Genomic DNA, 23943 nt, shown 5'->3' with positions numbered 1-23943 from the left:
CTAACCCAAACTATTTAAAATAATGACAAACTCAGTAAAACAAGCTCATCAAAAAGAGCTATTTGGACATCCAGTAGGATTATACGTGTTGTTTTTCACAGAAATGTGGGAACGTTTTTCGTATTATGGAATGCGAGCAATCTTAGTATTATATCTTGTAGCACAAACGCAAGGAGATAATGCTGGACTTGGCTGGACAAATGGAGAAGCATTATCGCTTTATGGAACATATACAATGTTAGTATATGTAATGTCGATTCCAGGTGGATGGATTGCAGATAAATTTTTAGGACAAAAGAAATCTGTACTCTACGGAGGAATTTTACTAGTTGCTGGTCACAGTATCTTAGCTGTTGAAGAGTTATGGGCGTTTTACACAGGTTTAGGATTAATCATCGCTGGTGTAGGAATGTTAAAGCCAAATATCTCAACGATGGTTGGTGGATTGTACAAACAAGGAGATATCCGAAGAGACAAAGGATTTACAATATTCTACATAGGAATTAATGTTGGAGCTTTCTTATCAAGTTTAATTGTAGGATATGTTGGTGAAGTTCACGGATGGCACTATGGTTTCGGATTAGCCGGAATAGGAATGGCATTAGGATTATTACAATACTTAGTAGGTCAAAAATACTTATCACATGTTGGAAACTTCTTAGGGACTTCTGAAAATGCTGCTGAAAAAGAAGCAATGAAAAAACCATTAACAAAAATTGAGAAAGATAGAATTATAGTATTATTTATATCATTCTTATTGGTAATTGTATTTTGGGGAGCTTTTGAGCAAGCAGGTGGATTAATGAATCTTTATGCTGCTGATAAAACAAACAGATTGTTAATGGGTTGGGAAGTGCCAGCTTCATGGTTCCAGTCATTAAATGCAATGTTTATCATCTTCTTAGGAACGTTAGTTGCGGGATATTGGGCATCAAGAAAGTTAAAAGGAAAAATTTCTACCTCATTATTCAAAATGATTCTTGGGTTAATCATTATGGGAGCAGGATTCTTCTTTATGACAGCTGCAGCAGCAGAATTTAATTCTAATGGACCAATTGTTGACGGTGTTGGAGGTTCTGCAATGTACTGGTTAGTATTAGCATATTTATTCCATACGGTTGGAGAATTATGTATCTCTCCAGTTGCATTATCATACATTACAAAACTGGCACCACTTAAGTACGCATCGTTAATGATGGGTGTATATTTTGCGATGACAGGATTTGGAAACAAATTAGCGGGAATTCTAGGAGAAGCTTCTGAAAGCTTAGGAGAATATACAATCTTTACAGGGATTGCAGTATTCTGTGTAGTATTTGGATTATTAGTTATGTTATTTAGAAAGAAACTGGAAACATTGACACATGGTGCTGAAGACAATGAAAGAACCATGCATGAAGAAGCAGAAGGTTTTGAATTAGCTGATAACTAAAATATAAAGACTATATGAGTACTAGTAAATATAGATTTGAAGGTTCTGAAATGAACCGAAAGTTATTGATGGGACATCCATCAGGATTATTTGTATTATTCTTTACAGAAATGTGGGAGCGCTTTTCGTACTACGGAATGCGTGCTATCTTAGTATTATTCTTAACAAGGTCTTTGATGGAAGGCGGTTGGGGATGGGCTAGAGCAGATGCCTTAGGATTATACGGAACATATACAATGTTAGTATACTTCTCACCAATAATAGGTGGACTTCTAGCAGATAAATTTTTAGGATACCGTAAAGCAGTTGCTATTGGAGCTGCAATAATGACCTTAGGACATGCCGCAATGGCTTTTGATACACCTTGGGGATTATACGCAGGAATAGGACTTTTAGTAGCTGGTAATGGTTTATTTAAACCGAATATTACTTCTATAATCAGTGGAATTTATGTAAATGCACAAGATAAAAAAGATGGAGCATTCACAATTTTCTACATGGGTGTAAATGCAGGAGCGTTTATCGGAATTTTACTATGTGGATACATTGGAGAAAATGTTGGTTGGCATTATGGATTCGGATTAGCAGGAGTTTTTATGTTCTTTGGAATGTTACAATTCTGGTTTGCACAAAAAATATTTGGAAAAGTAGGATTATCGCCATCGGAAGCAGTTGACTATGAAGATGCAATTGAAGACAGAAATACAACTGAAGAAGAAACTGAAATTGAGAAATTTGAAAAAGAAGTAACACCAGCTAATGTTCAACGTGATCGTTACATTGTAGTTGGGATACTCGCGTTCTTTACAGTATTCTTTTGGGCAGCTTTTGAGCAAGCAGGTGGTTCTATGACTATCTTTGCAGCCGATTATACAGAAAGAATATTAGAAGGAAATGCCGCCAATATCTTTAGAGTTGCAAATACATTACTCACAGTAGTTCCACTACTCATAATTACCTATGTATTATTCAAGCTATTTCAAATCACATTTAGCAAATATGCACTCTCAAACATATTTCTTGGAACAAGTTTCGTAATTATATGGATAATTGTTCTTTGGATGCTAAACAATCAATTTAGTGAAGTAAAAACGGAAGTGCCAGCATCTTGGTTCTCTATTTTAAATTCATTCTTTATCATTACGTTGGCGCCTTTATTTTCTAAAATTTGGGAAAGTAAATACAATCCGCCAGCAACTGTTAAGTTCGGAATGGGATTAGTATTACTTGGAGTCGGATTTGCAATATTAGCATATGGTTCAGCGTCAATTCCACAAGGAGCAACAACCGCTTCTGTAAGTATGATTTGGTTAATCTTAGCCTATTTATTCCATACGTTAGGTGAGTTGAGTTTATCACCAGTAGGATTGTCTTATGTATCTAAACTAGTACCAGCAGCCAAAATCGGAATGATGTTCGGATTATGGTACATCGCTATTGGTTTAGGAAACAAAGCAGCAGGTTCTATGGGAGGAATGATTGACTCTATTACAGAACAATACGATATGAGTACATTCTTCTTAATATTCACAGCAGTACCAATCGGAGCAGGATTATTAGTAATGGCATTAACGCCAGTAGTTAAAAAACTAATGCATGGTGTTCGATAAATAAAAACAACATATATATTAAAAAAGCGTTTTTCTCTGAGAAACGCTTTTTTAATACATTGCAATTTGTAAATTGTATAGCATTCGTAAAGAAGGCACAAACTTTGCGACTGACAAAAAGAAAAGATGAAACAAATGAAAAATATAATAGCTATAGTTGCAGTACTTTTAGTAAGTATTACGACGGTGAACGCCCAAAAAATCAATTGGGTAACGATGGAAGAAGCACAAGAATTAATGAAGAAAGAACCGCGAAAAGTGATCATGGATGTATATACAACTTGGTGCGGACCTTGTAAAATGTTAGACAAAAACACATTCGGGAATCCTGATGTAGCTAAGTATATCAACGAAAACTATTATGCAATCAAATTCAATGCAGAAGGCGATTCAAGTATGATTTATGAAGGAAATACATTTACAAATCCAAACTATGATCCTGCAAAGAAAAACAGACGAAATGCACAACATCAATTTGCTCGTTATTTAAGTGTTCGTGCATATCCAACAATGGTATTCTTTGATGAAGATTTTAAACTCATTGCGCCAATATCTGGGTACTTGTTGCCAAAACAAATTGAAGTATACTTAAAGCTTTTCAAAACAGATAAATATAAAGAAGTAGTCTCTAAAGAAGACTGGGCTAAATATCAAGAAACATTTAAATACGAATTCAAAAGCTAAGTTTACTTTTTCAAATAAATAAACAGAAATCCTTTTTCATATGTAGCATGAAAAGGGATTTTTTGTTTTGCAGCAGCAACTTTCCAACGTGCTACATAACTTTTATAATTACTTCCATCTGCTATAATGAATTTGGGTTGAAGCGTTTCAAGCATGCGCTCAAAATTAATCTTTGGCGAATTTGTCAACAATACATATTTTGGTGTAAAGTTTAATGATTCATACACGCCCAAACTATCAATTCGTAACACATAATCATCTTCTAATTGATATACATTTTGAATACTGTCAACTGTTGTGGAAGTTAAAAATCGTTGTGACATTTGTTGTCGTATGATATAATTCTTCGCGAAAGCGATACTGTCCAATTCATGAAAAATATGTAAATCTGTTTTGTGTTGAAATGCTAAAACAGAACTTCTATGTTGATGAAATACGGTGAAAGAAGTATTTTTTGGTGCATATTGAAAACGGTCTAAAAACCATAAACCTTGACACATTAAAATACTCATTAATGCAATTTTTAAGTGCTTCCCTTTCGGAAGATGGAAATAATTTGCAAACGCAATAATCACCAAATAGCAACCAATCATTTGAAATAAACTGATAAAAATATCGTCAAATAAAAACTGTTCATGTGAAGCAATCCATGCAATAAAATGATTCATTTGCTGAATGATATAACTATATATTGTGCTCAAAAATGCAGGCAATATTTCAAAATAGGCGAGTATAATGACTAAAATTCCAGTAATCAAAATAATCCCAAGTACAGGAATAATGGTCAAATTTGCCACGAAGAACAATCCAGGGAACTGATGAAAATAATACAAACTCAATGGTAAAACGCCTAACTGAGCCGATAGACTTACAGTAAGTAAACTCCAAAACGATTTAAAAAACCATGATTTCGGATTCCAGAGTTTCTTCCACAAAGGTTGTAGCCAAACAATAGCAAAAACGGCGGCATAACTCAATTGAAAACCAACATCAAAAATAAAATGCGGTTTGCAAACCAATAAGAAAAACATGGAAATCATTAATACCTGAAACGTATTTGTTTGCCTTCGGAAATATGTTGCAACGACAATGGCTGTAAACATTGTTACAGCTCTAACGACAGAAGCGGACAATCCTGAGACGACTGCAAAACTCCATAAAATAGAAAGCATTAAGAGTAATTTTATGATTTCCCCATACTTAAAACGTATTATGGGTTTCAATAAAAAATTTAATAATAATACAATAATTCCAATGTGTAATCCAGAAATTGCCAAAATGTGAATAGCGCCAGCATTTGCATAATTACTTTGTAACTCTTTAGAAATATGTTGGCGTTGTCCTAATAAAAGTGCTTCTATAACAGCTAATTCATCTGCTGAAAAATGATTCGCAACTAAGCTTTCATGAATCCGATTTCGAATTGTTTCTGCATATCCATAAATAGTCTTTGGAGTATTTTTTGCAATAATAAAATCGTCAGTTTTCAAATACAATTGATGAAAAATATAACGATCGTTTAAATATGTTTTATAATTAAAATTGGTAGGATTTAATGGTGTGCGAACTTCTTTTAAGGTAGAGTATGTATATAAAATGTCATCTACGTGAAGCAACTTGGAAACACTATCTTTTTGCACATGAATCAATAATTTTCCAGAAACGTGCAAACTATCGTTTAGTAAAACTTCACCTATATAGCGATGATAATAGTTGGTAGACTTTAAAACTTCTCGAACTTGAATGGTGCTATTTGAAGTTTCTAGTTGTTGTAATGAAAGTTGAGTGTAATGTGTGGAATGATTTTTTTCTTGATGAAAATTTTCAATCAGAATTCCCAAACTAATTGCAGTCAAAAAAGCAATAATTCCAAAATATGTTGTTTGTAAAAACTGCTTTTGTGCTTTCCAAAAGAAAATACATGATAAGAAAAATCCAACACTAAAACATGCAAGATTAAAATTTATAGGAATAGAAAAATGATAACCAATTATAATTCCAATAATCAGGTACAATGTAACTTTAGTGATCAAAAAGTCGAATAATTTCATTACAAACATTTATCAATTACTTGAATAAAGTAGGTAATAAAAAGAGCTTATAGGTTATATTTTGTATAAGCGTAGTGTAAAATTAATAAGCGTTGTAAAAAGAGTTCTGAGAAGTTAGTATTGAGTATTTAGATTGTAATTTTAATAAAAGAATAAAGAAAGTTAATGTTGAATTATTTTCTTAAACCTTAAAGAACTCTTCTTGCTTCGGCAAAAGCATTTTTCCAATAACGTTCATCCAAAGTAGAAACTAATACACCTTTTGAAGTGGTAGAATGTATAAATCGGATAACGCCTCTTTTGGACTCAACAACCAAACCAACATGATTGATTCGATTTTTGTTTTTGTTCGTTTTAAAGAAAAGTAAATCACCTTTCTTAACAGACGATTTTCCAATTTTTTTACCGCGTTTAGCTTGTTGATAAGAAACTCTTGGCAACTCAACTTGATGCTTTTTAAAAGTGACATACATTAAGCCAGAACAATCCATTCCTTTTTTCGTAGTTCCACCATACTTATAACGTGTTCCTTTGTATTTTAAAGCTGTAGCAACAATTGCGTTTGATTTACTAGAAGATCGTTTGTTATTGGAACGTGTTTTGGTCGTTTTTGTCTTTACGGTTCGTTTAGATGTAGTTTTCTTTGAAGAACCACAAGACAATACAGAAAAAGCAAGAAGAAGGAATAGTAGTTTTTTAATCATGCGGTAATGTACTTAATTTTTTTCAACAATCAACTTTGCTGCGTTAGCACTTGCGCCTTTTCCACCTAATTTTTGCTCTAAATCATAGTAGTCAGAAAATAATTGTTTACGAGTAGCTGCATCTAGAATCTTAGTTAATTCAACTTTTAGATTTTTAGTGTTAAGATCGTTTTGAATAAGTTCCTTTACAACTTCTTTATCCATAATTAAATTCACCAAAGAAATATATGCTAGCGTAATAATTCGTTTTGCAATTTGATATGAAATGTTACTCGCTTTATAACACACAACTTGCGGTACTTTATACAAAGCAGTTTCAAGTGTAGCTGTTCCAGAAGTAACCAAAGCTGCATGGGAAACACTCAACAAATCATAGGTTTTATTATCTATAAATTTTACATTCGAATCATTTATAAATTGATTGTAAAATGCTTTTTCTTGACTTGGCGCGCCAGCAATTACAAACTGATATTCAGGGAAATCATTCACAACAGACAGCATTACAGACAACATTTTTTTAATTTCTTGCTTTCTACTTCCGGGCAATAATGCAATAATATTTCTATCATCAAGTTGATGTGTAGCTCTAAATTCGGCATCATTTATTTGTGGTCTGTCTGCGATTGCATCTAACAATGGATGTCCAACAAAATGTACATCGCAGTCATATTTCTTGTAGAATTCTTTTTCAAAAGGAAGAATCACAAGCATTTTATCAACGTACTTTTTAATATTCTTCACTCTGCTAGCTCTGCTTGCCCAAACCTGTGGAGAAATATAATAATTTGTTGTAAAACCTTCATTCTTTGCCCATTTAGCAATAGGAAGATTGAAGCCCGAATTGTCAATTAAAATAATAACATCTGGTTGAAATGCGGCAATATCTTTTTTGCAAAAAGACATCATGCCCAAAATTTTACGAAGATTCATGATAATTTCAATGAATCCCATAAAAGCACGTTCTTTATAATGTTTTACCAAAGTACCACCAACTGCTTGCATTAAATCTCCGCCCCAAAACCTAAAATCGGCATTTGGATCTTCCTTTACAATGGCTTTCATCAAGTTAGAACCATGTAAATCTCCCGAAGCTTCTCCTGCAACAATGTAATACTTCATAACTTTTTAAAACAATAACTTATGCGATAAAACTAATACAGCGGTAACAATTGTAACAATCAAAACGCCTTTGGCGCTGGCTTCTTTATTAAACTTTAAAAAACCAAAAAATGCTAAAAAGTTCAATGCAGCTCCATACACAACTACCGAACTAATTTGACCAGTAGAAATTGCAAAATCCCAAATGGCATCAAAAGAAGCATTTCGTTGATTTCCTATGTATAGTAAATAAAAAAGTGTTCCAATACTTGTTGAAATCAATCCAACAATAATTCCGATAATGATCTCTTTATTTTTCATTAAATCCTATACTATTAAGTTTTTGAAAAGCATGATGTGCTGTTAAATCAAACTGAACAGGAACTAAGGAAACATATCCATTTGCCAATGCCCATTCATCAGTATCTTCACCTTTATCCTGACTTACAAGTTTTCCAGAAAGCCAGTAATATTGGCGCCCATGCGGATTGGTGCGTTTATCAAAATCTTCTGCCCAGTATGCTTTTGCTTGTCTGCAAATACGAATTCCTTTAATTTCTTTCTCTTTCAATTTAGGGAAATTCACGTTCAACACAACACCTTCGGGCAAACCGTGCTCTAGCACTTTTTTAGTAATTGTCTTTACGTATTTCTTAGTCGCTTCAAAATTGGCTTCCCAATCATAATCAAGTAGCGAAAAACCAATAGCAGGAATTCCTTCAATACCAGCTTCTACGGCAGCACTCATCGTTCCTGAATAAATTACATTAATAGACGAGTTTGAACCATGATTAATTCCTGAAACACAAATGTCAGGTTTACGATTCAAAATTTCATTCACGGCTAACTTCACACAATCAACAGGTGTTCCAGAGCTAGAATATTCAATTTGTGGTCCATCATCAATAGTGATGGCATTGCAGTAAATAGTTGAGTTTACAGTAATAGCGTGTCCCATACCACTTTGTGGACTATCAGGAGCAACAACGAATACATCGCCTAACTCATTCATAACATCGATTAATGCGCGCAAACCTGGCGCGGTAATACCATCGTCGTTGGTAACTAAAATTAACGGTTTATCTTTCATATAAAAAGTACTTCATTTTCGACTGCTAAAGTACGCATTTTACTTATTACATACATAGCATTTTATCTTTAACAAAAAATTAGTAAGATTGTTAAAAAATGGCATGGTTTTTTCATTATTTTAGTGGAATATTAAAATGATTAGCATTGATTACTCCTAAAGTACTCAAGTTGAAAAAGAATAACACGCTAATTAATGCGAATGAAAAAAATAAAATGTGTGAAAATCCGAGCGTTTATGAGAAGGAATAAAATATACTTAGTGGCACTATTAGTATTTGCAATGGTGTCATGCGGCTTTGCGAAAAAGTCATTTGATGATCCAGAAAAGGATAAAACTTTAGTAGACTTGATTTCTTATGTGTTGAATAGATGGCACTTTGATCCGCAAGATATTAATGATGAATTTTCTGAGAATGTATACAACGATTTTATAGGATCAGTTGATCCAATGAAACGTTATTTCTTAGCGTCAGATATTGAAGAGTTTGCAGCGTACAAAGATAAAATTGATGATGAAATCAAAGAACCAGGCGTAAAGTTCTTCAATTTAGTGCATACACGATTGGAAAAACGAATGGCAGAAGCCAAGGAGTTTCAAAAAGAATTACTAGGTTCACCTTTCGATTTTACAGTTGATGAAACGATTAATCGTGATTATGAAAAATTACCTTTTGCTGCAAACGTGAAAGAATTGAAAGAGCGTTGGAGAAAAGAGTTGAAATTCTCAACCTTAGCGAATTACGACATCAAACTTGAAATTGAGCAAAACAAAAAGAAAGAAGACAAGTCATATGCAATCAAAGATGATGTTGCTTTAGAAAAAGAAGCACGTGAATCTACAACAAAAACATACGTTGAGTTTTTTGACTTAATGGGCGATTTAGAACGTAAAGATTGGTTTAGCATTTATGTAAATACAATTGTAGAAGAATTTGATCCGCATACTTCTTACTTAGCACCAGAAGACAAAGATCGTTTCGATATGAGCATGTCTGGAACCTTAGAAGGAATTGGAGCACGATTACAAAAACGTACAGAAGGTGCAAAAATATTTGAAGTAATTTCTGGTGGACCAGCTTGGAGAAGTAAAAAAATAGAAGCTGGAGATATCATTCTAAAAGTTGCACAAGAAGGTGAAGAACCGATTGATATTGTGGGAATGCGTTTAGATGATGCTGTAAAACTTATCAAAGGACCAAAAGGAACAAAAGTAACCTTAACAATGAAAAAGGTTGATGGTTCAATAGATGTAATTACAATCAAAAGAGATTTAGTAGAGATTGAAGAAACTTATGCTAAATCAGCAGTTGTTAAGAAAAATCAAAGAACATTTGGAGTTATTAATTTGCCAAAATTCTATGTAGACTTTCAAGATTATAACAACAGAAATGCCGCAAGTGACGTGAAAAAAGAAATTGAGCGTTTGAAAAAAGAAGGCATGGAAGGTTTAGTTATTGATCTTCGTAATAATGGCGGTGGATCATTGAAAACTGTAGTAGATATGGCAGGTTTCTTTATTAAAGACGGACCAATTGTTCAAGTGAAAAGTTCTATAGATGGAAAAGAAGTGCTAAGTGATGAAGACAGTCGCATACAATGGGACGGACCTTTAGTGATCTTAGTAAATGAATTATCAGCTTCAGCCTCAGAAATTCTAGCGGCAGCATTACAAGATTACAAAAGAGCTGTTGTAATTGGAAGTAAGCAAACTTATGGAAAAGGAACAGTACAGAATGTAGTTGACTTAAACAGATTCATTAGAGGTGGCGATAGTAATGTTGGTGCTTTAAAATTAACAACTCAAAAATTCTATAGAATTGATGGTGGTTCAACACAATTAGAAGGTGTGAAAAGTGATGTTGTTGTGGTTGATAAATATAGTTTTATTGACATCGGTGAAAAAGATCAAGAAAATCCATTACCTTGGGATCGAATTGATCCTGCATCGTATGATGTTTGGGATGGATATATAGGATACGAAGAAACTATCGAAAAGAGTAAAGCGCGTATGTCAAATAATGCGCAATTGAAATTGATTGAAGAAAATGCAAAATGGATTCGTAAGCGTCGTGATGACAACGAGTATCCATTAAATTATGCAGTGTATAGAAAAGAAGCAGAAGCAGATGAGGACTATGCAAAACGTTTTAAAGCACTTTCTGATTATGATACAAAATTAGTATTCACATCATTGCCTTATGAAGAATTATTAATGGAAAAAGATTCTTCATTGCAAAGAAAACGTAAAGCTTGGCATGAAGATTTAGCTAAAGATGTTTACGTAGAAGAAGCAATTAACGTATTAAGTGATATCCAAATCAACAACATCAAAAAAAGAAAAAGAGCTGTTGTAAAAGGATAATATAAAAGATATTAATGAGTAGAAACTCAAATTCATTAGCACAATTAGCGCTCCAGAAATTCAAAAAGAATTTTTGGGGCGTTTTGAGTTTTGGTTTTATTGTACTTTGCGCATTCATTGTAATCTTTGCTTATCTTTTTACACCTGATGATACGAAAAATGCAAATCAAATGCATTTATCAATTCATTCTAAAAGACCTGGATTTTCGGTTCAAATGCTAACAATTCCACCAGCTGAAGAAGTTGAGGAAAGTTTTCTGAGTACACTTTTTTTTGGGAAAGAAAACACAGCTACTGAAATTCCAATTTCAAACTACAGAATAGAAAAGAATGCACTTTTTGTCACAGAATATTCAGATGGAGTCGTTGCTGGAATCGAAAAAGAAATTCCACTAACTTCATTCCCCAAACTGACAAATGCTAGTGAAGTTCCAGCACAATTCATCCAACAAAAAACATTTCGTTTAGGAACGGATAAATATGGGAGAGATGTACTGAGTAGAATGTTAATTGGAATGCGAATATCATTTACTATTGGCTTTGTAGCAGTATTTATATCATTATTAATTGGTATTTCATTAGGAGCTTTGGCTGGTTATTTTGAAGGGAAAGTAGATGCAGTGATTATGTGGATCATCAATGTAACTTGGTCAATTCCAACCTTATTATTGGTAATTGCAATTACACTAACCTTAGGAAAAGGTTTTTGGCAAGTATTTGTTGCAGTAGGATTAACCATGTGGGTTGAAGTTGCCAGAATTGTCCGTGGGCAAGTCTTAAGTGTAAAACGAATGCAATATGTAACTGCGGCACGTGCTTTGGGTTATCACGATTTTAGAATTATCATCAAACATATTTTGCCAAACATCATGGCGCCAGTTATTGTCATTTCCGCTGCAAACTTTGCCGCAGCAATCTTAATTGAAAGTGGACTAAGTTTCTTAGGAATTGGAGCGCAACCGCCAATGCCAAGTTGGGGAGCAATGATTAAAGACCATTATAGTTATATCATTCTTGGAAAACCATATTTGGCTATCATTCCAGGAATTGCTATTATGAGTTTAGTAATGGCTTTTATGTTAGTTGGTAATGCATTGCGAGATGCATTGGATGTGAAGAATTAATGTTTTTTGAAATTGAAGACGAACTTGAATTTGAAAATTAGAACCGCGAATAACATTGATATAAACCGAAAACCTTAAAGAATTGAAACGAAAAAAAATATATCCGCTATTAGTACTATTTATTGGAGCTGCTTTTATTGTATATGAACAATATGGAGATCAATTAAAAGGAAAAACAAAGTACAACCCAAATAATGATGTTCACGGAAGTAAAACACAAACGACCAATAGTAATCCGAAGGAATTAACAAATACATACTATTTGCCAAGTTCTACAACAGGGCAAATAATTCATCATGAAGGGTATTCATTATCATATCATGAAGCTTATGAGCAAGCTGAATGGGTTGCGTATGAATTAAAGAAGAATCAAGTAGTATATACAGACTTTAAACGTCCTTATTTTGAACAAGATAATGCTGTAGGAAGCGAATCTGCGCATTGGCGAAACTACAAAAAATCAGGATATGACCGTGGACATTTGTGTCCTGCAGCGGATCGTAAATATACCAAAGCAGTCTTTACAGAAACGTTTCTAACAAGTAATATTTCACCACAAAAGCATGGATTTAATGCTGGTATTTGGAATACATTAGAACAAAAAGTTCGGTACTGGGCAAAAAAATATGATGGTATATATGTCGTTACAGGCGGAATTTTAGAAAAAGGGTTAAAAACGATTGGAAACGAAGAAGTAGCTGTGCCTAATTATTTTTATAAAATATTATTAGATACTTCTGGAGGAGAAACTAAAATCATTGCTTTTTTGATGCCACACAAAGATATAGACAAGCCTTTATACGAATTTGTAGTACCTGTTGACGAAATAGAAAAACGCACAGGAATTGACTTCTTTCCTGAGTTAGAGGATTCAAAAGAAAACGAGCTTGAAGCTTCTACGAATTATAAGCAATGGAGTTTTAGGTAGTTCTTTAATTTAAAAATTCACAACAGAATAATTCCGTTGTGAATTTTTACACTATATAAATCTTTGTCAATGCAGTAGATTATGACGATTGGTTGTATCGTATTTTTAATCTAAGTTGTCCCATGCACTTACATCATCTTTCTTAATTTGTAAAACTCCATATAAGATTGCTATTCCAACTAATCCAAATAATGATTGTCCAATACCTAATCCAATATTTAGATTAACTACTAATGCGATAATGCTTACAAATAAAAATCCCCAAAATCCAATTTTGTTCCAACTTAATAGGAGAATCGCAAAAACGATGTTTGCTACTCCTAGTATTCCTAAAAGAATCATCATTGAAGTTGAAATTCCACCAGGAATGTTGTTAGAAACCAAATCTCCAGCAAAAAGATATAAAACTGCAGTAATTGAATTTGCGATGATTATAAAAACCAACCATGCAGTAACACATCCATGTCTTTCTTTGTTTAAGTTTTCCATATTTATTATTATTTTATTAGGTTAAAAATATTACGAAACAGTTGCTTCAGAATCTTGTTGTGTTTCCAAAATCATATCTTGAATAAACAATGGTAAATCTTTTATTTCATAAGTTTTTGGGAAGAAATTATTATTCAAGATGCTTGCAGGTGTATAGTGTACATCATTAATATTTGACCATTGATTATGTGCGTCTAATACGTCTGAAACCATTTTATTTTCTGAAAATCCAAAGTTTTTATGCCATTCGTCAATGTTTCTGTTGGCAAACCATTCTTTTAAAGCTGTGTATGATTTTTTAGGATCTTGTAAATACAAATCAACTAATCGAGAAGCGATTTGTGTACTCTTATTTTCAGCATTCTTGGGAACATTAAAAATAAACTCTAAACGAATATCATCTCCATATGTACTTAATAATTTATCATACGATTCAAAAGCAGCTGTACAAAAGCCACATAGTGGATTTGTAACGCCTTGCAATTGAATTGCACCATTTGGATTCCCAAAAACAATACGCAAAGGTGCTGGAATCACATTCGGATTTAGCACAGATTGTTCTTGAAGCATCGTTTTAAATAACTCAGGGTTTCGTTTAAACTTTAAGAAATCACGTTCAGCATTTCCAAGTTTTTCATGACTTTCCCAATAAGTTTTACAATAATTCCATGCAATATATAGTAAGCCAAAAATCCCTGCTGCTTTGGCAATATATGCCCAGTCAAGTATCCAGTTATATGAAAATGTAGCAGCTAATAATCCAGTTTGTAACACTAAGATTCCTGCAATTAATAAACATAATGCACACCATTTTTTAAGTACAATTCCTTGTCTGTAAATGGCATATAGCACAATTGGAATTCCTGCTAAAGACAAACCAAATAGTGTACTTTGATGAAATCCAATAGATGATAATATTAAAAATAATGCTGAGAAAAACACAAAAGATGCATCACTCAAGGTAATGAATCCGAAGAGTAAATTTCCTTTTGTGGTAATAACGTCGCCACAATCACTATTTTTAGATATAGCACCACAAACTTTGGCAACGGCTTTACTTTTAATTCCTAGATCTTCTCTAATAATCAACACGCTAATATATAAGCCAACAAGTGTAAGTGATGTATATAATAGGTATTCAAAGCTAAAGTTTAGTGATACATTTACAGCAGCAACAATGGCCACAATAAAGTAGGGAAGTGCTGCTTTGATTGATTGTGTATCGACTACTTTTTCAACTTCTTCAACTGCAATAATAGTTCCTGTCCAGCGATTTGTGAATGTTTCTTCAGTTAGTTTTTCTTTAGTGTCATCAGATAATGACATATGAATCATGCCACGTTTCTTTTCAATTAATACTACATCGTCACCTTTTTCAGAATTCACTAAGGCTAAGAATGATTTTGGCATTTCTGAAAGCGCTTCTTTAGGCACTGTAGCTGCTAAGTTGTCAATTTCAAAATAATCTAACGTATCAGTAATTGATTTTAAACTTGGATATTCAGGATGTGATAATAATTGCAAGTTGAGTCGTTCGCTATCAATAGTTAAATAGCCATTGGTTCTTAGTAAAGAAAGGATAATATGTTCCATCTAATTTATTTCAATTTTGGTAGGGGAAATTAAAATCTTGGTTATAGTTAGCTAAAGATAGAAAGTATTTTGGAAGTAAGAAGTATGAATAGGTCTTTTTAAGAGTTGATTCTGTTCAATTTATAAAATGGAGAAAGGTGAAGTTGATTATGTCTGAAATTACTTAATAATTGGCTTACCACTCATTAATTCGATTCGCGTCAAGCTTGATAAAAATAAAGAGTAAAATAGTAAATCCCCAAAGTCCAGAACCACCATAACTAAAGAAAGGTAGTGGAATTCCAACCGTAGGAAATAAACCAATCACCATTCCTATGTTAATAGCAAAGTGGAAAAATAGTATGGCGGCGACACTATAACCATACACACGACTGAATTTGTTTTTCTGTTGTTCGGCTCTACTGAGAATTCGCAGGAGTAAGGCGACGAAAATAAAAATGACCGCAAAACTTCCTATAAATCCCCATTCTTCACCAACAGTTGTAAAGATGTAGTCTGTATCTTGTTCTGGGACAAAATCTCCGCGTGTACGTGTTCCTTTAAGCCAACCTTTTCCGAAAAATCCTCCTGAACCAATAGCAATTTCAGATTGATTTGTATTAAAACCAAACGTTTTTCGCATCTGTTCAAGCTTTATAGGATCTTTTTCTAAACCTAAAACTAAGGTGAAACGATCACGATGATGTTGTTGAAATACATTGTAAAAAATATAGTTTACGGCAAGAATAAACATAACAGCTGTAACTAATGAAGTAATAGCTAAAGATGTGTGACGTTGTCGTTTTAATTTCTTTCGAAAGAATATAAAAATACATGCTAGCCCAATAATTAACGTAGCAATAATTGTAATGAGATACCCTAATTTCAGTGTGATGATAAATAGTAAAACCAAAATAAAGCCAATCCCTAAATAAATTGCTGGTAAACCTTCACGATACAATACAAAAAAGAATGCCATATATACCATAGCACTTCCGGCATCAGGTTGTAGCATGATGAGCACTGGTGGCGCAAGTATGATAGCAAATGAAATCAATTGATGTTTGAAGTTGTTGATATTCGTTTGAATATCACTCAAAAACTTTGCTAATGCTAATACGGTTGCTGCTTTCGCGAATTCAGAAGGTTGAAGCGTGAAACTTCCAATAGCATACCAAGAAGTGGCGCCATTGATATTTTTACCAAAAACGACGACACCCATTAAAGCCAGTAAGCCAATAATATAAATAATACTAGAAAACCGTTCATAGAACTTAGCTTCTATGGAAAGAATTAGAATAATAAGAAAAATGCTTGTGGTAATGAATACGAGCTGTTTTCCGTAGAGTTCGCTCATATCAAAAAAACCTGTAGAAGCATCTGTAACAGAGGCTGAGTAAATATTAATCCAACCAATTCCGACTAACATAAAGTACAGAAGAATGGAAAGCCAATCAATTTTTTTTATAAATTTTACTTCTCTACTCATTAATGGTAAAAGGTTTCCCGCTCAAAGGCTTTGCATATTCTTCTTCTAAACTCTTTTCTAATACTAGTTTTTCCATTGCTTTCAAGGTGATTTCACCATTCAAGTACTTTTCAATCATTAAACTAGATATCTTTCCTGCCCAACGCGCACCGTAATATCCATTTTCAACAAAAACTGCAATAGCTATTTTTGGATTATCTTTTGGTGCAAATGCTATAAATATAGAATGATCGGTTAGCTGTTTTCTTTCTCCATCAATTTTGGTGAAATTTTCGGCTGTTCCTGTTTTTCCACAAATTTCAATACCAGGCACATTTAACCATTTTGCTGTTCCACCTTTTTTCATGCTAAAAACATCGTGCATACCTTGAATTACTGGCTCAAAATGTTCTTTGTCAATCGTTGTGTATTTTGGTTTGGTAAAGTGATCATTTTCAAGAGGATTTCCGCCAATTGATTTGATGATATGTGGTGTGTAATAATGACCTCTGTTAGAAATTGTAGCTGTCATGTGCGCTAATTGAATTGGCGTCATTTCTACTTGCCCTTGTCCAATAGCATTAGAAATCGTATTTAAAACATGCCATCTATCATGTTTAAAATAATTATTTGTGTAATAATCGCCTGTTGGAATTCTACCTTTTCGTCCAGTAGATAAATCATTATTAAAGTATTCACCTAAGCCAAAACTTTTAATATGATTACTCCAAACATTCATTCCTTCGCGTGGAGAATCATATTTACTAATAACTTGTCGATATGTGTTTGCAAAATATGCATTACACGATTTGGCAACACCATCTATTAACCTACGATTTCCGCCTCCACAATGGCAACCCATTTTTCGTCCACTACGTCCATATACATATCCATGACGACATCTAAAAGTAGTCTCAGTTGTGATGACATCTTCTTGTAAAGCAACTAAAGCATTTAGTGTTTTAAATGGAGAGCCTGGTGGATACATAGCTAATAAGCCTCTGTCATATAATGGTTTATTGATAGAATCGTAATGTAATTTGTTGTAATTTTTAGAACGTTTTCGGCCAACTAATAAATTTGGATTGTAACTCGGAGCAGTAATTAAAGCTAGTATTTCTCCAGATGAAGGTTCTATAGCGACAATTCCACCACGTTTGTTAATCATTAACTTTTCGCCGTATTCTTGTAATTTACTATCAATCGTAATTTGAATATCTTTTCCATTCACGGCAAGTGTATCATTACGTCCGTCTTCATAAGATCCTAATACTTTATTGTGGATATCTTTTTGAATATATTTTACTCCTTTAATTCCACGTAATTCGTCTTCATACGATTTTTCAATACCTGTTTTACCAATCAATTCACCAGATTGGTAGTATGGATTCTTTTTTAAATCAGCATTATTTACTTCACCAATAGAACCCAAAACATTGGCTCCAACAGTAGTTTGATAATTTCTAATAGAACGTTTTTGAATGTAAAAACCTTTAAAACGATGCATTTTTTCTTGAAGAAACGCATAGTCTTTCTTTGCCATTTGCGCCACAAATACAGACGGAATTCGCCAAGAGTGTTTCTTTGCTTTTTTTAGCAACTTGGTATAATCTTCTTCGGTGATTTTTAAAAGCTTGCAAAATTCAGGAATATCAAATTCTTTTACTTCACGTGGAATGACCATTACATCATATGAAGGTTGATTTGCAACGAGCAAAATTCCGTTTCTATCGTATACATAACCACGCTGTGGATAATCATATACAGTTTTTATAGCGCTATCATTTGTAAGATCAGTCGCAACTACATTTTCATTAAACAATTGCAAATACGAGAGCCTTCCTGTGTAAATGACTCCAACAGAAATGACAACAAGATATAGCAAAAGTTTCCTCATGATTTTTTTCGACTAAAAAGAGTTATTGATAAAGTGATGACTATAGTTGTAAAGATACCAAAGAATAACGTGTTTCTCAATACAAGAAGTATGCTTGAAATGTTAAAAATTTCTAATAAAAACATGAAAAGATGATGTATGAACGTAAGAATAACAATATACACGATACGTTGCCCAAAAGCGGTATTCTCTAACTTAATAGATTGGTGTTCGTAACTAATACCAAAAGCAAAGCGTAATACAAACGGTCTTATGTATGCAATAATAACGCAAGCAGCTGCATTAGCGCCACCAGAATCAGAGAACATATCTACAGTTAGACCTAACACAAATGCTAAAACCAAAAATAAACTTCTGTTGGAATTAAAAGGAAATAATAAAATAAAATAGATATACACCATTGGGTTAATATATCCCATGAAGTCGATATGGTTACAAATTAAAACTTGTACCAAAACAGCTATAATAAACCGAACTGTATTCCAAAAAACAACGGAACTCATTTAATTTTTAGGTGCTAATAAATTATCTATTTCTTCTCTGTGTAAATTTTCAATGATATATACATTTTCCAAATTAGTCATGTCATTGAATAATTGTACGTTCACTGTGTACAAATTTTGTTTTGTATCTAACTTAAAATCTTTTACCGTACCAATTGGAATTCCTTTTGGAAATAACGTAGAATGTCCTCCAGTGGTAATCGTATCATTTACTTTAAATGTAGCTAGTTTTTCTAAATCGATCAATTGAACAATATTTGGATTTTCGCCATTCCAAATTAATGTTCCAAAGTAATTAGTGTTCTTTAATTGTGCATTAATTTTTGAAATTGAATTCAAAATACTAATCACTGTTGCATGACTTCCACCAACTCTATCAACAATACCAATAATTCCGTTAGGTGTTACAACGCCCATATCTGTTTTAATACTATCCGAGCTTCCTTTGTTGATTAAAATTATATTATCAGGCTTTGAATAACTGTTTTTAATGATTTTTCCAGCACGAAATAAATAATTAGTAGCAAACGAACTACTGTCAATAAATTGCATGTTGTGTAGGCTATCTTTCTTACTGTATACCAAACCTTTTAATCTACGATTCTCTTCAACTAGTTTTTCATTTTCAGATTTGAGTGAAAAATAAGTAGAAACACTATTCGACTGTTCGTAAATTCCACCTGTAAGCCAATTGGCAGAGTTTATAAATTTGCTTTTGTGATATGAATGCGATTGAATCGTAAAAACAAGTGATATAAATAGCAACAGCATGAAGAGAATAAAGTTTTTATTCTTTATCAGAAAATTAAGAATCTGTTGCATGTACTATATATGTTCTTATTTGATCAATACACTTTTGAATTTGCTAAGGTTTTTCAGGGTAATTCCTGTTCCACGTACAACGGCACGTAATGGATCTTCGGCAATATATACAGGTAAATCTGTTTTTTGAGAAAGACGCTTGTCTAATCCACGTAACATAGATCCTCCACCAGCAAGGTAAATTCCTGTGTTGTAAATATCAGCCGCTAATTCTGGAGGCGTTTGAGATAATGTTTCCATAACCGCATCTTCAATACGTAAGATAGATTTGTCCAACGCTTTAGCAACTTCACGATATGAAATTTGAACTTGCTTCGGTTTTCCAGTTAATAAATCACGTCCTTGAACCGACATTTCTTCTGGCGGAACCTCTAAATCTTCGGTTGCTGCTCCAATTTGAATCTTAATTTTTTCTGCAGTACGTTCTCCAACATATAAGTTGTGTTGTGTACGCATGTAGTATACAATATCGTTGGTAAATACATCACCAGCTACTTTTACAGATTTGTCACAGACAATTCCGCCTAAAGCGATTACGGCAATTTCAGTAGTTCCACCACCAATATCAACAATCATGTTTCCTTTTGGTTGCATAATATCGACACCGATACCAATGGCTGCTGCCATTGGTTCGTGTATCAAATAAACTTCTTTTGCATTTACACGCTCTGCTGATTCTTTTACCGCTCGCATTTCTACTTCTGTAATTCCTGATGGAATACAAATAACCATACGAAGTGAAGGTGGAAAAAGTTTCTTTTTAAGCGCAGGGATATTTTTTATAAACAGACTGATCATTTTTTCAGATGCATCAAAATCTGCGATTACACCATCTTTCAATGGACGAATCGTTTTGATGTTCTCATGGGTTTTTCCTTGCATACGAGCAGCTTCCTGTCCGACGGCAATGATTTTATTAGAAATCCTGTCCCTGGCGACAATAGATGGACTGTCTACAACGACCTTGTCATTGTGAATGATCAATGTGTTAGCGGTTCCTAAATCTATTGCTATTTCCTCTACTAAGAAATCAAAAAATCCCATGTGTTATATCTGCTGTTTGAATACGTTTTGTAAGTCACTAATAATGAAATACAAAGGTATAAAATTTTTAATGTTTAAAGTGTCTTGTGCCTGTAAATACCATCGCAATATTAGCTGAATTGCAATAATCGATGCTTAATTGATCTTTTATAGATCCGCCAGGCTGAATTACGGCATTAATTCCAGCGTTGCCAGCTATTTCTACACAATCTGGAAACGGGAAAAATGCATCACTTGCCATCACTGCTCCATTGAGATCAAAATTAAAGCTGTTTGCCTTTACAATAGATTGATTTAATGCATCAACTCTACTTGTTTGTCCTGTTCCACTTGCGCACAATTGTTTATTCTTAACTAATACAATTGTATTTGATTTTGTATGCTTACACAATTTAGAAGCGAATAGTAAATCTTCTAACTGTGCGTCTGTCGGTTTATTCTCAGTAGCATATGTTAAACCTTCTAGCGAATCTGTTTTACCATCTTTATCTTGCACTAATACACCGTTTAAACAGGTGCGAACTAGTGTTTCTGGTAAAGCTATTTCGTTTTGAATTAAAATAATTCTATTTTTCTTTCCTTTTAAAGTTTCTAATGCATCCGTATCATATTCTGGAGCAATTACAACTTCACAGAATAGTTTATGAATTTCTTCAGCGGTAGCTTTGTCAATTTTTTTGTTTGAAATCAAAATTCCACCAAAAGCAGAAACTGGATCACCAGCTAATGCATCTACATACGCTTGATGAATTGTAGGACGTGTTGCAAAACCACAAGCATTGTTGTGTTTTAAAATGGCAAATGTTGGATCGTCATTTGTAAACTCACTCATTAAGTTTACAGCAGCATCAACATCTAATAAGTTGTTATAACTTAATTCTTTCCCGTGAAGCTTATCAAACATTTCATCAAAATTCCCAAAGAAGAACCCTTTTTGATGTGGATTTTCGCCATAACGCAATACTTTTCCTTTAGTTTCGCTCACTTTCAATGCAGGAATCGCATGATCTTGATTGAAGTAGTTGAAAATTGCAGTATCATAGTGTGAAGATACATTGAATGCTTTCGCGGCAAACGCTTTTCTATCTTCAACAGAGAAAGTACCTTCTTGTGCTGTTAATAACTGTAAAAAGCTTTCGTAATCATCTACAGAAGATACACAAAGTACATCTGCAAAGTTTTTAGCGGCAGCTCTAATTAGAGAAATTCCTCCAATATCAATTTTTTCAATAATATCTTGTTCGCTTGCGCCAGATGCAACTGTTTTTTCAAATGGATATAAATCTACAATGACAATATCAATTTGTGGAATTTCATACTCAGCTAATTCAGCAACATCACTTTCGTTATTTTGACGATTTAGAATTCCGCCAAATACTTTAGGATGTAATGTTTTTACACGTCCGCCAAGAATTGAAGGATATGAAGTTACATCTTCAACAGGAACCACAGGAATTCCAAGGTCTTTTATGAACTTTTCTGTTCCACCAGTGGAATAAATAGTGATGTTTAATGCATGCAGTTTTTCAACAATTGGAGCTAATCCATCTTTGCTGAAGACCGAAATTAAAGCTGATTTTGCTTGTTTCTGGGAATTCATTCGAGTGTAAGTTGTTAATTGTGTTGTTGTGAAGCTGCAAAAGTAATAATTAACACCCAAAAACAGCCTTTTATAGAGATAAAAAAACCATCAAATACAAATTTTAATCTTTGCTTGTAGTATTCTGAATTTTACATAGATAAAATTTGATGACTTTTTTGAGTAAATGCCTGTTTTAATGACATCTTATTTGTTGTTGGTCATTGTTGAATTTTGTTCTTGTGAAAATTTTTCAGCTAATAAATTCCATAGTTCAGGATAACCATCATCATATCCCAACGCCCAAATTCCGACGCCACTGATGTTATTACTTTTTATCCAATCGTATTTAATTGATAATGATTTTACATCTTCAAAAAATAGTTGTCGATACTTGTTGTTTCCATCTTTAATAACAAGATAGCTTGAAGCACTTTTAGAATCAAATTGGAGTGGAATTTTTAAAGAATCAATATAGAATTCTCGTATTGATTTGTACGGTGGATGTGATTTGAATTTTGTTACTTTTGCGCCCATTTTAGCATTTTGCGTATGCCATTCTGCTCCATAATATGGTAATCCAACAATTAATTTATCAAAAAGAACGCCTTTGTTTTTATAGTAATTTACGGATGACTCTAAACCTTTTCCAAATTCTGTGCTGGTTTTAAATGGAGTAACTGGCCCAGTAGTTTTGCTAAAACTCCCATAATAATCATATCCCATTAAAGTATAAAAATCTACATGTGAGTTGATAGCTTCTATGTCAAAAATATCATGCCAGTCAATAGCATATAAGCATAAAGAAACCATATATTTTGGATTGTCTTGTTTTAGCTTCTTAGATACCTGAATAATAAATTTTGTAAAATCGTTCTTATTGTTTTTTGAAACGCCTTCAAAATCAATGTTTATTCCATCAGCAGCTCTAAGCGCTAATAAATTAGATAAACTATCTATGAGTGTTTTTTGCGCTTTAGGGTTTTCTAAAAAAGTAGCATTGTTTTTACCTCCAAAATTTGAAACCGATAAAAAGATTTTACAATCTTTTGCTTTTGCACTATCAATTAAAGAAGTCGTTTTCCATTGATGAATATTTTTGTAATTTCCAGTTTTTGGTTCAACAGTGTATGAAAAGTACGAAAGTCCCCATAACATGGAAAAATTGTAATTTTTATAGGAAGAACCATTGGAATATAGATGCCATCCAAATGTGCGTACATCAGGATGAATTTCCCCTTTTGTGTAAAGTGTTTTTTTATGAGAGATATTGTTTAGACTATCCCATTGTTGTTCTGTTTTAAAATTGAATTTTCCATACTTGAGATCATGCAAATGACGTTGACTTATAAACGTATCGTTAGTGCTCAAATTTGTAGCATCTTTCTCCTTTATAGTTGACTTTTTATCAACATTACAACTTGTTAGAATGATGAGTGAAATAAGCGTTATGAGTACTCTTTTCATTTGATTTTTTTAAGATG

The 23943-nt window shown here is 33.2% G+C and carries 20 protein-coding genes; 6 read left to right on the top strand and 14 right to left on the bottom strand.

Annotated elements, in window-relative coordinates; translation table 11 throughout:
- The first annotated feature begins 22 nt into the window (after positions 1-22).
- The 3 genes from ACUUYC_RS03820 (at position 23) to ACUUYC_RS03810 (ending at position 3726) form a co-directional block, all read left to right on the top strand.
- Entirely contained in the window at positions 23-1432 is a 1410-nt protein-coding gene (locus tag ACUUYC_RS03820; RefSeq protein WP_474264029.1) for a peptide MFS transporter, read from the top strand.
- Between the two features lie 14 nt (positions 1433-1446).
- On the top strand, positions 1447-3042 hold the full coding sequence (locus ACUUYC_RS03815) for a peptide MFS transporter (protein ID WP_474264027.1): 1596 nt from the start codon (positions 1447-1449) through the stop codon (positions 3040-3042).
- 135 nt (positions 3043-3177) lie between these two features.
- Complete coding sequence (locus ACUUYC_RS03810) at positions 3178-3726, top strand: thioredoxin family protein (RefSeq protein WP_474264025.1); 549 nt, start codon at positions 3178-3180, stop codon at positions 3724-3726.
- 2 nt (positions 3727-3728) lie between these two features.
- On the opposite strand, the gene ACUUYC_RS03805 is transcribed toward ACUUYC_RS03810, so the two are convergent.
- The 5 genes from ACUUYC_RS03805 to surE all read right to left on the bottom strand — a co-directional run bounded on the left by ACUUYC_RS03805 (position 3729) and on the right by surE (position 8669).
- Positions 3729-5777, bottom strand: coding sequence for a ComEC/Rec2 family competence protein (locus ACUUYC_RS03805; protein WP_474264023.1), 2049 nt, complete (start codon positions 5775-5777; stop codon positions 3729-3731).
- A gap of 188 nt (positions 5778-5965) precedes the next feature.
- Complete coding sequence (locus ACUUYC_RS03800; RefSeq protein ID WP_474264021.1) at positions 5966-6481, bottom strand: C40 family peptidase; 516 nt, start codon at positions 6479-6481, stop codon at positions 5966-5968.
- 12 nt (positions 6482-6493) lie between these two features.
- On the bottom strand, positions 6494-7600 hold the full coding sequence (gene lpxB, locus ACUUYC_RS03795) for a lipid-A-disaccharide synthase (RefSeq protein ID WP_474264018.1): 1107 nt from the start codon (positions 7598-7600) through the stop codon (positions 6494-6496).
- Positions 7601-7606: 6 nt separating this feature from the next.
- Positions 7607-7900: a hypothetical protein gene (locus tag ACUUYC_RS03790; protein ID WP_474264016.1), complete on the bottom strand. Its 294-nt coding sequence runs from the start codon at positions 7898-7900 to the stop codon at positions 7607-7609.
- A complete protein-coding gene (gene surE, locus ACUUYC_RS03785) occupies positions 7890-8669 on the bottom strand; it encodes a 5'/3'-nucleotidase SurE (RefSeq protein WP_474264013.1) in 780 nt (259 codons plus the stop codon). The genes ACUUYC_RS03790 and surE overlap by 11 nt, the downstream gene beginning before the upstream one ends.
- Before the next feature lie 237 nt (positions 8670-8906).
- On the opposite strand from surE, the gene ACUUYC_RS03780 reads away from it, so the two are divergent.
- The 3 genes from ACUUYC_RS03780 (at position 8907) to ACUUYC_RS03770 (ending at position 13085) form a co-directional block, all read left to right on the top strand.
- Positions 8907-11033 (top strand): carboxy terminal-processing peptidase, encoded by a 2127-nt coding sequence (locus ACUUYC_RS03780; protein WP_474266351.1) that lies wholly within the window; start codon positions 8907-8909, stop codon positions 11031-11033.
- 14 nt (positions 11034-11047) lie between these two features.
- Positions 11048-12157, top strand: coding sequence for an ABC transporter permease (locus ACUUYC_RS03775; RefSeq protein ID WP_474264010.1), 1110 nt, complete (start codon positions 11048-11050; stop codon positions 12155-12157).
- Positions 12158-12239: 82 nt separating this feature from the next.
- Positions 12240-13085 (top strand): DNA/RNA non-specific endonuclease, encoded by an 846-nt coding sequence (locus tag ACUUYC_RS03770; RefSeq protein ID WP_474264008.1) that lies wholly within the window; start codon positions 12240-12242, stop codon positions 13083-13085.
- A gap of 105 nt (positions 13086-13190) precedes the next feature.
- Here the strand turns inward: ACUUYC_RS03770 and ACUUYC_RS03765 are convergent, their stop codons facing one another.
- From ACUUYC_RS03765 to ACUUYC_RS03725, 9 genes are all read right to left on the bottom strand, one after another.
- Positions 13191-13574, bottom strand: a complete 384-nt coding sequence (locus ACUUYC_RS03765) for a hypothetical protein (RefSeq protein WP_474264005.1) — start codon at positions 13572-13574, stop codon at positions 13191-13193.
- Between the two features lie 30 nt (positions 13575-13604).
- Complete coding sequence (locus tag ACUUYC_RS03760; protein ID WP_474264003.1) at positions 13605-15167, bottom strand: vitamin K epoxide reductase family protein; 1563 nt, start codon at positions 15165-15167, stop codon at positions 13605-13607.
- A 175-nt stretch (positions 15168-15342) separates the two neighbouring features.
- A complete protein-coding gene (gene rodA, locus ACUUYC_RS03755; RefSeq protein ID WP_474264000.1) occupies positions 15343-16635 on the bottom strand; it encodes a rod shape-determining protein RodA in 1293 nt (430 codons plus the stop codon).
- Entirely contained in the window at positions 16628-18511 is a 1884-nt protein-coding gene (gene mrdA / locus ACUUYC_RS03750) for a penicillin-binding protein 2 (RefSeq protein WP_474263997.1), read from the bottom strand. The genes rodA and mrdA overlap by 8 nt, the downstream gene beginning before the upstream one ends.
- The gene (locus ACUUYC_RS03745; RefSeq protein WP_474263995.1) at positions 18508-18930 is read right to left on the bottom strand and encodes a rod shape-determining protein MreD; all 423 of its coding nucleotides are present in this window, start codon (positions 18928-18930) and stop codon (positions 18508-18510) included. The genes mrdA and ACUUYC_RS03745 overlap by 4 nt, the downstream gene beginning before the upstream one ends.
- Before the next feature lie 84 nt (positions 18931-19014).
- Complete coding sequence (mreC, locus tag ACUUYC_RS03740) at positions 19015-19836, bottom strand: rod shape-determining protein MreC (RefSeq protein ID WP_474263993.1); 822 nt, start codon at positions 19834-19836, stop codon at positions 19015-19017.
- A 15-nt stretch (positions 19837-19851) separates the two neighbouring features.
- Positions 19852-20880, bottom strand: a complete 1029-nt coding sequence (locus ACUUYC_RS03735) for a rod shape-determining protein (protein WP_474263991.1) — start codon at positions 20878-20880, stop codon at positions 19852-19854.
- A gap of 67 nt (positions 20881-20947) precedes the next feature.
- On the bottom strand, positions 20948-22480 hold the full coding sequence (gene purH / locus ACUUYC_RS03730) for a bifunctional phosphoribosylaminoimidazolecarboxamide formyltransferase/IMP cyclohydrolase (RefSeq protein WP_474263988.1): 1533 nt from the start codon (positions 22478-22480) through the stop codon (positions 20948-20950).
- A gap of 186 nt (positions 22481-22666) precedes the next feature.
- Positions 22667-23926, bottom strand: coding sequence for a glycosyl hydrolase family 18 protein (locus ACUUYC_RS03725; RefSeq protein ID WP_474263986.1), 1260 nt, complete (start codon positions 23924-23926; stop codon positions 22667-22669).
- Positions 23927-23943: the final 17 nt, after the last annotated feature.

This window comes from Kordia sp. E, from assembly GCF_056033805.1.
The sequence above is the reverse complement of the archived record's forward strand: the minus strand, read 5'-3'. Positions and strand labels throughout refer to the sequence as shown.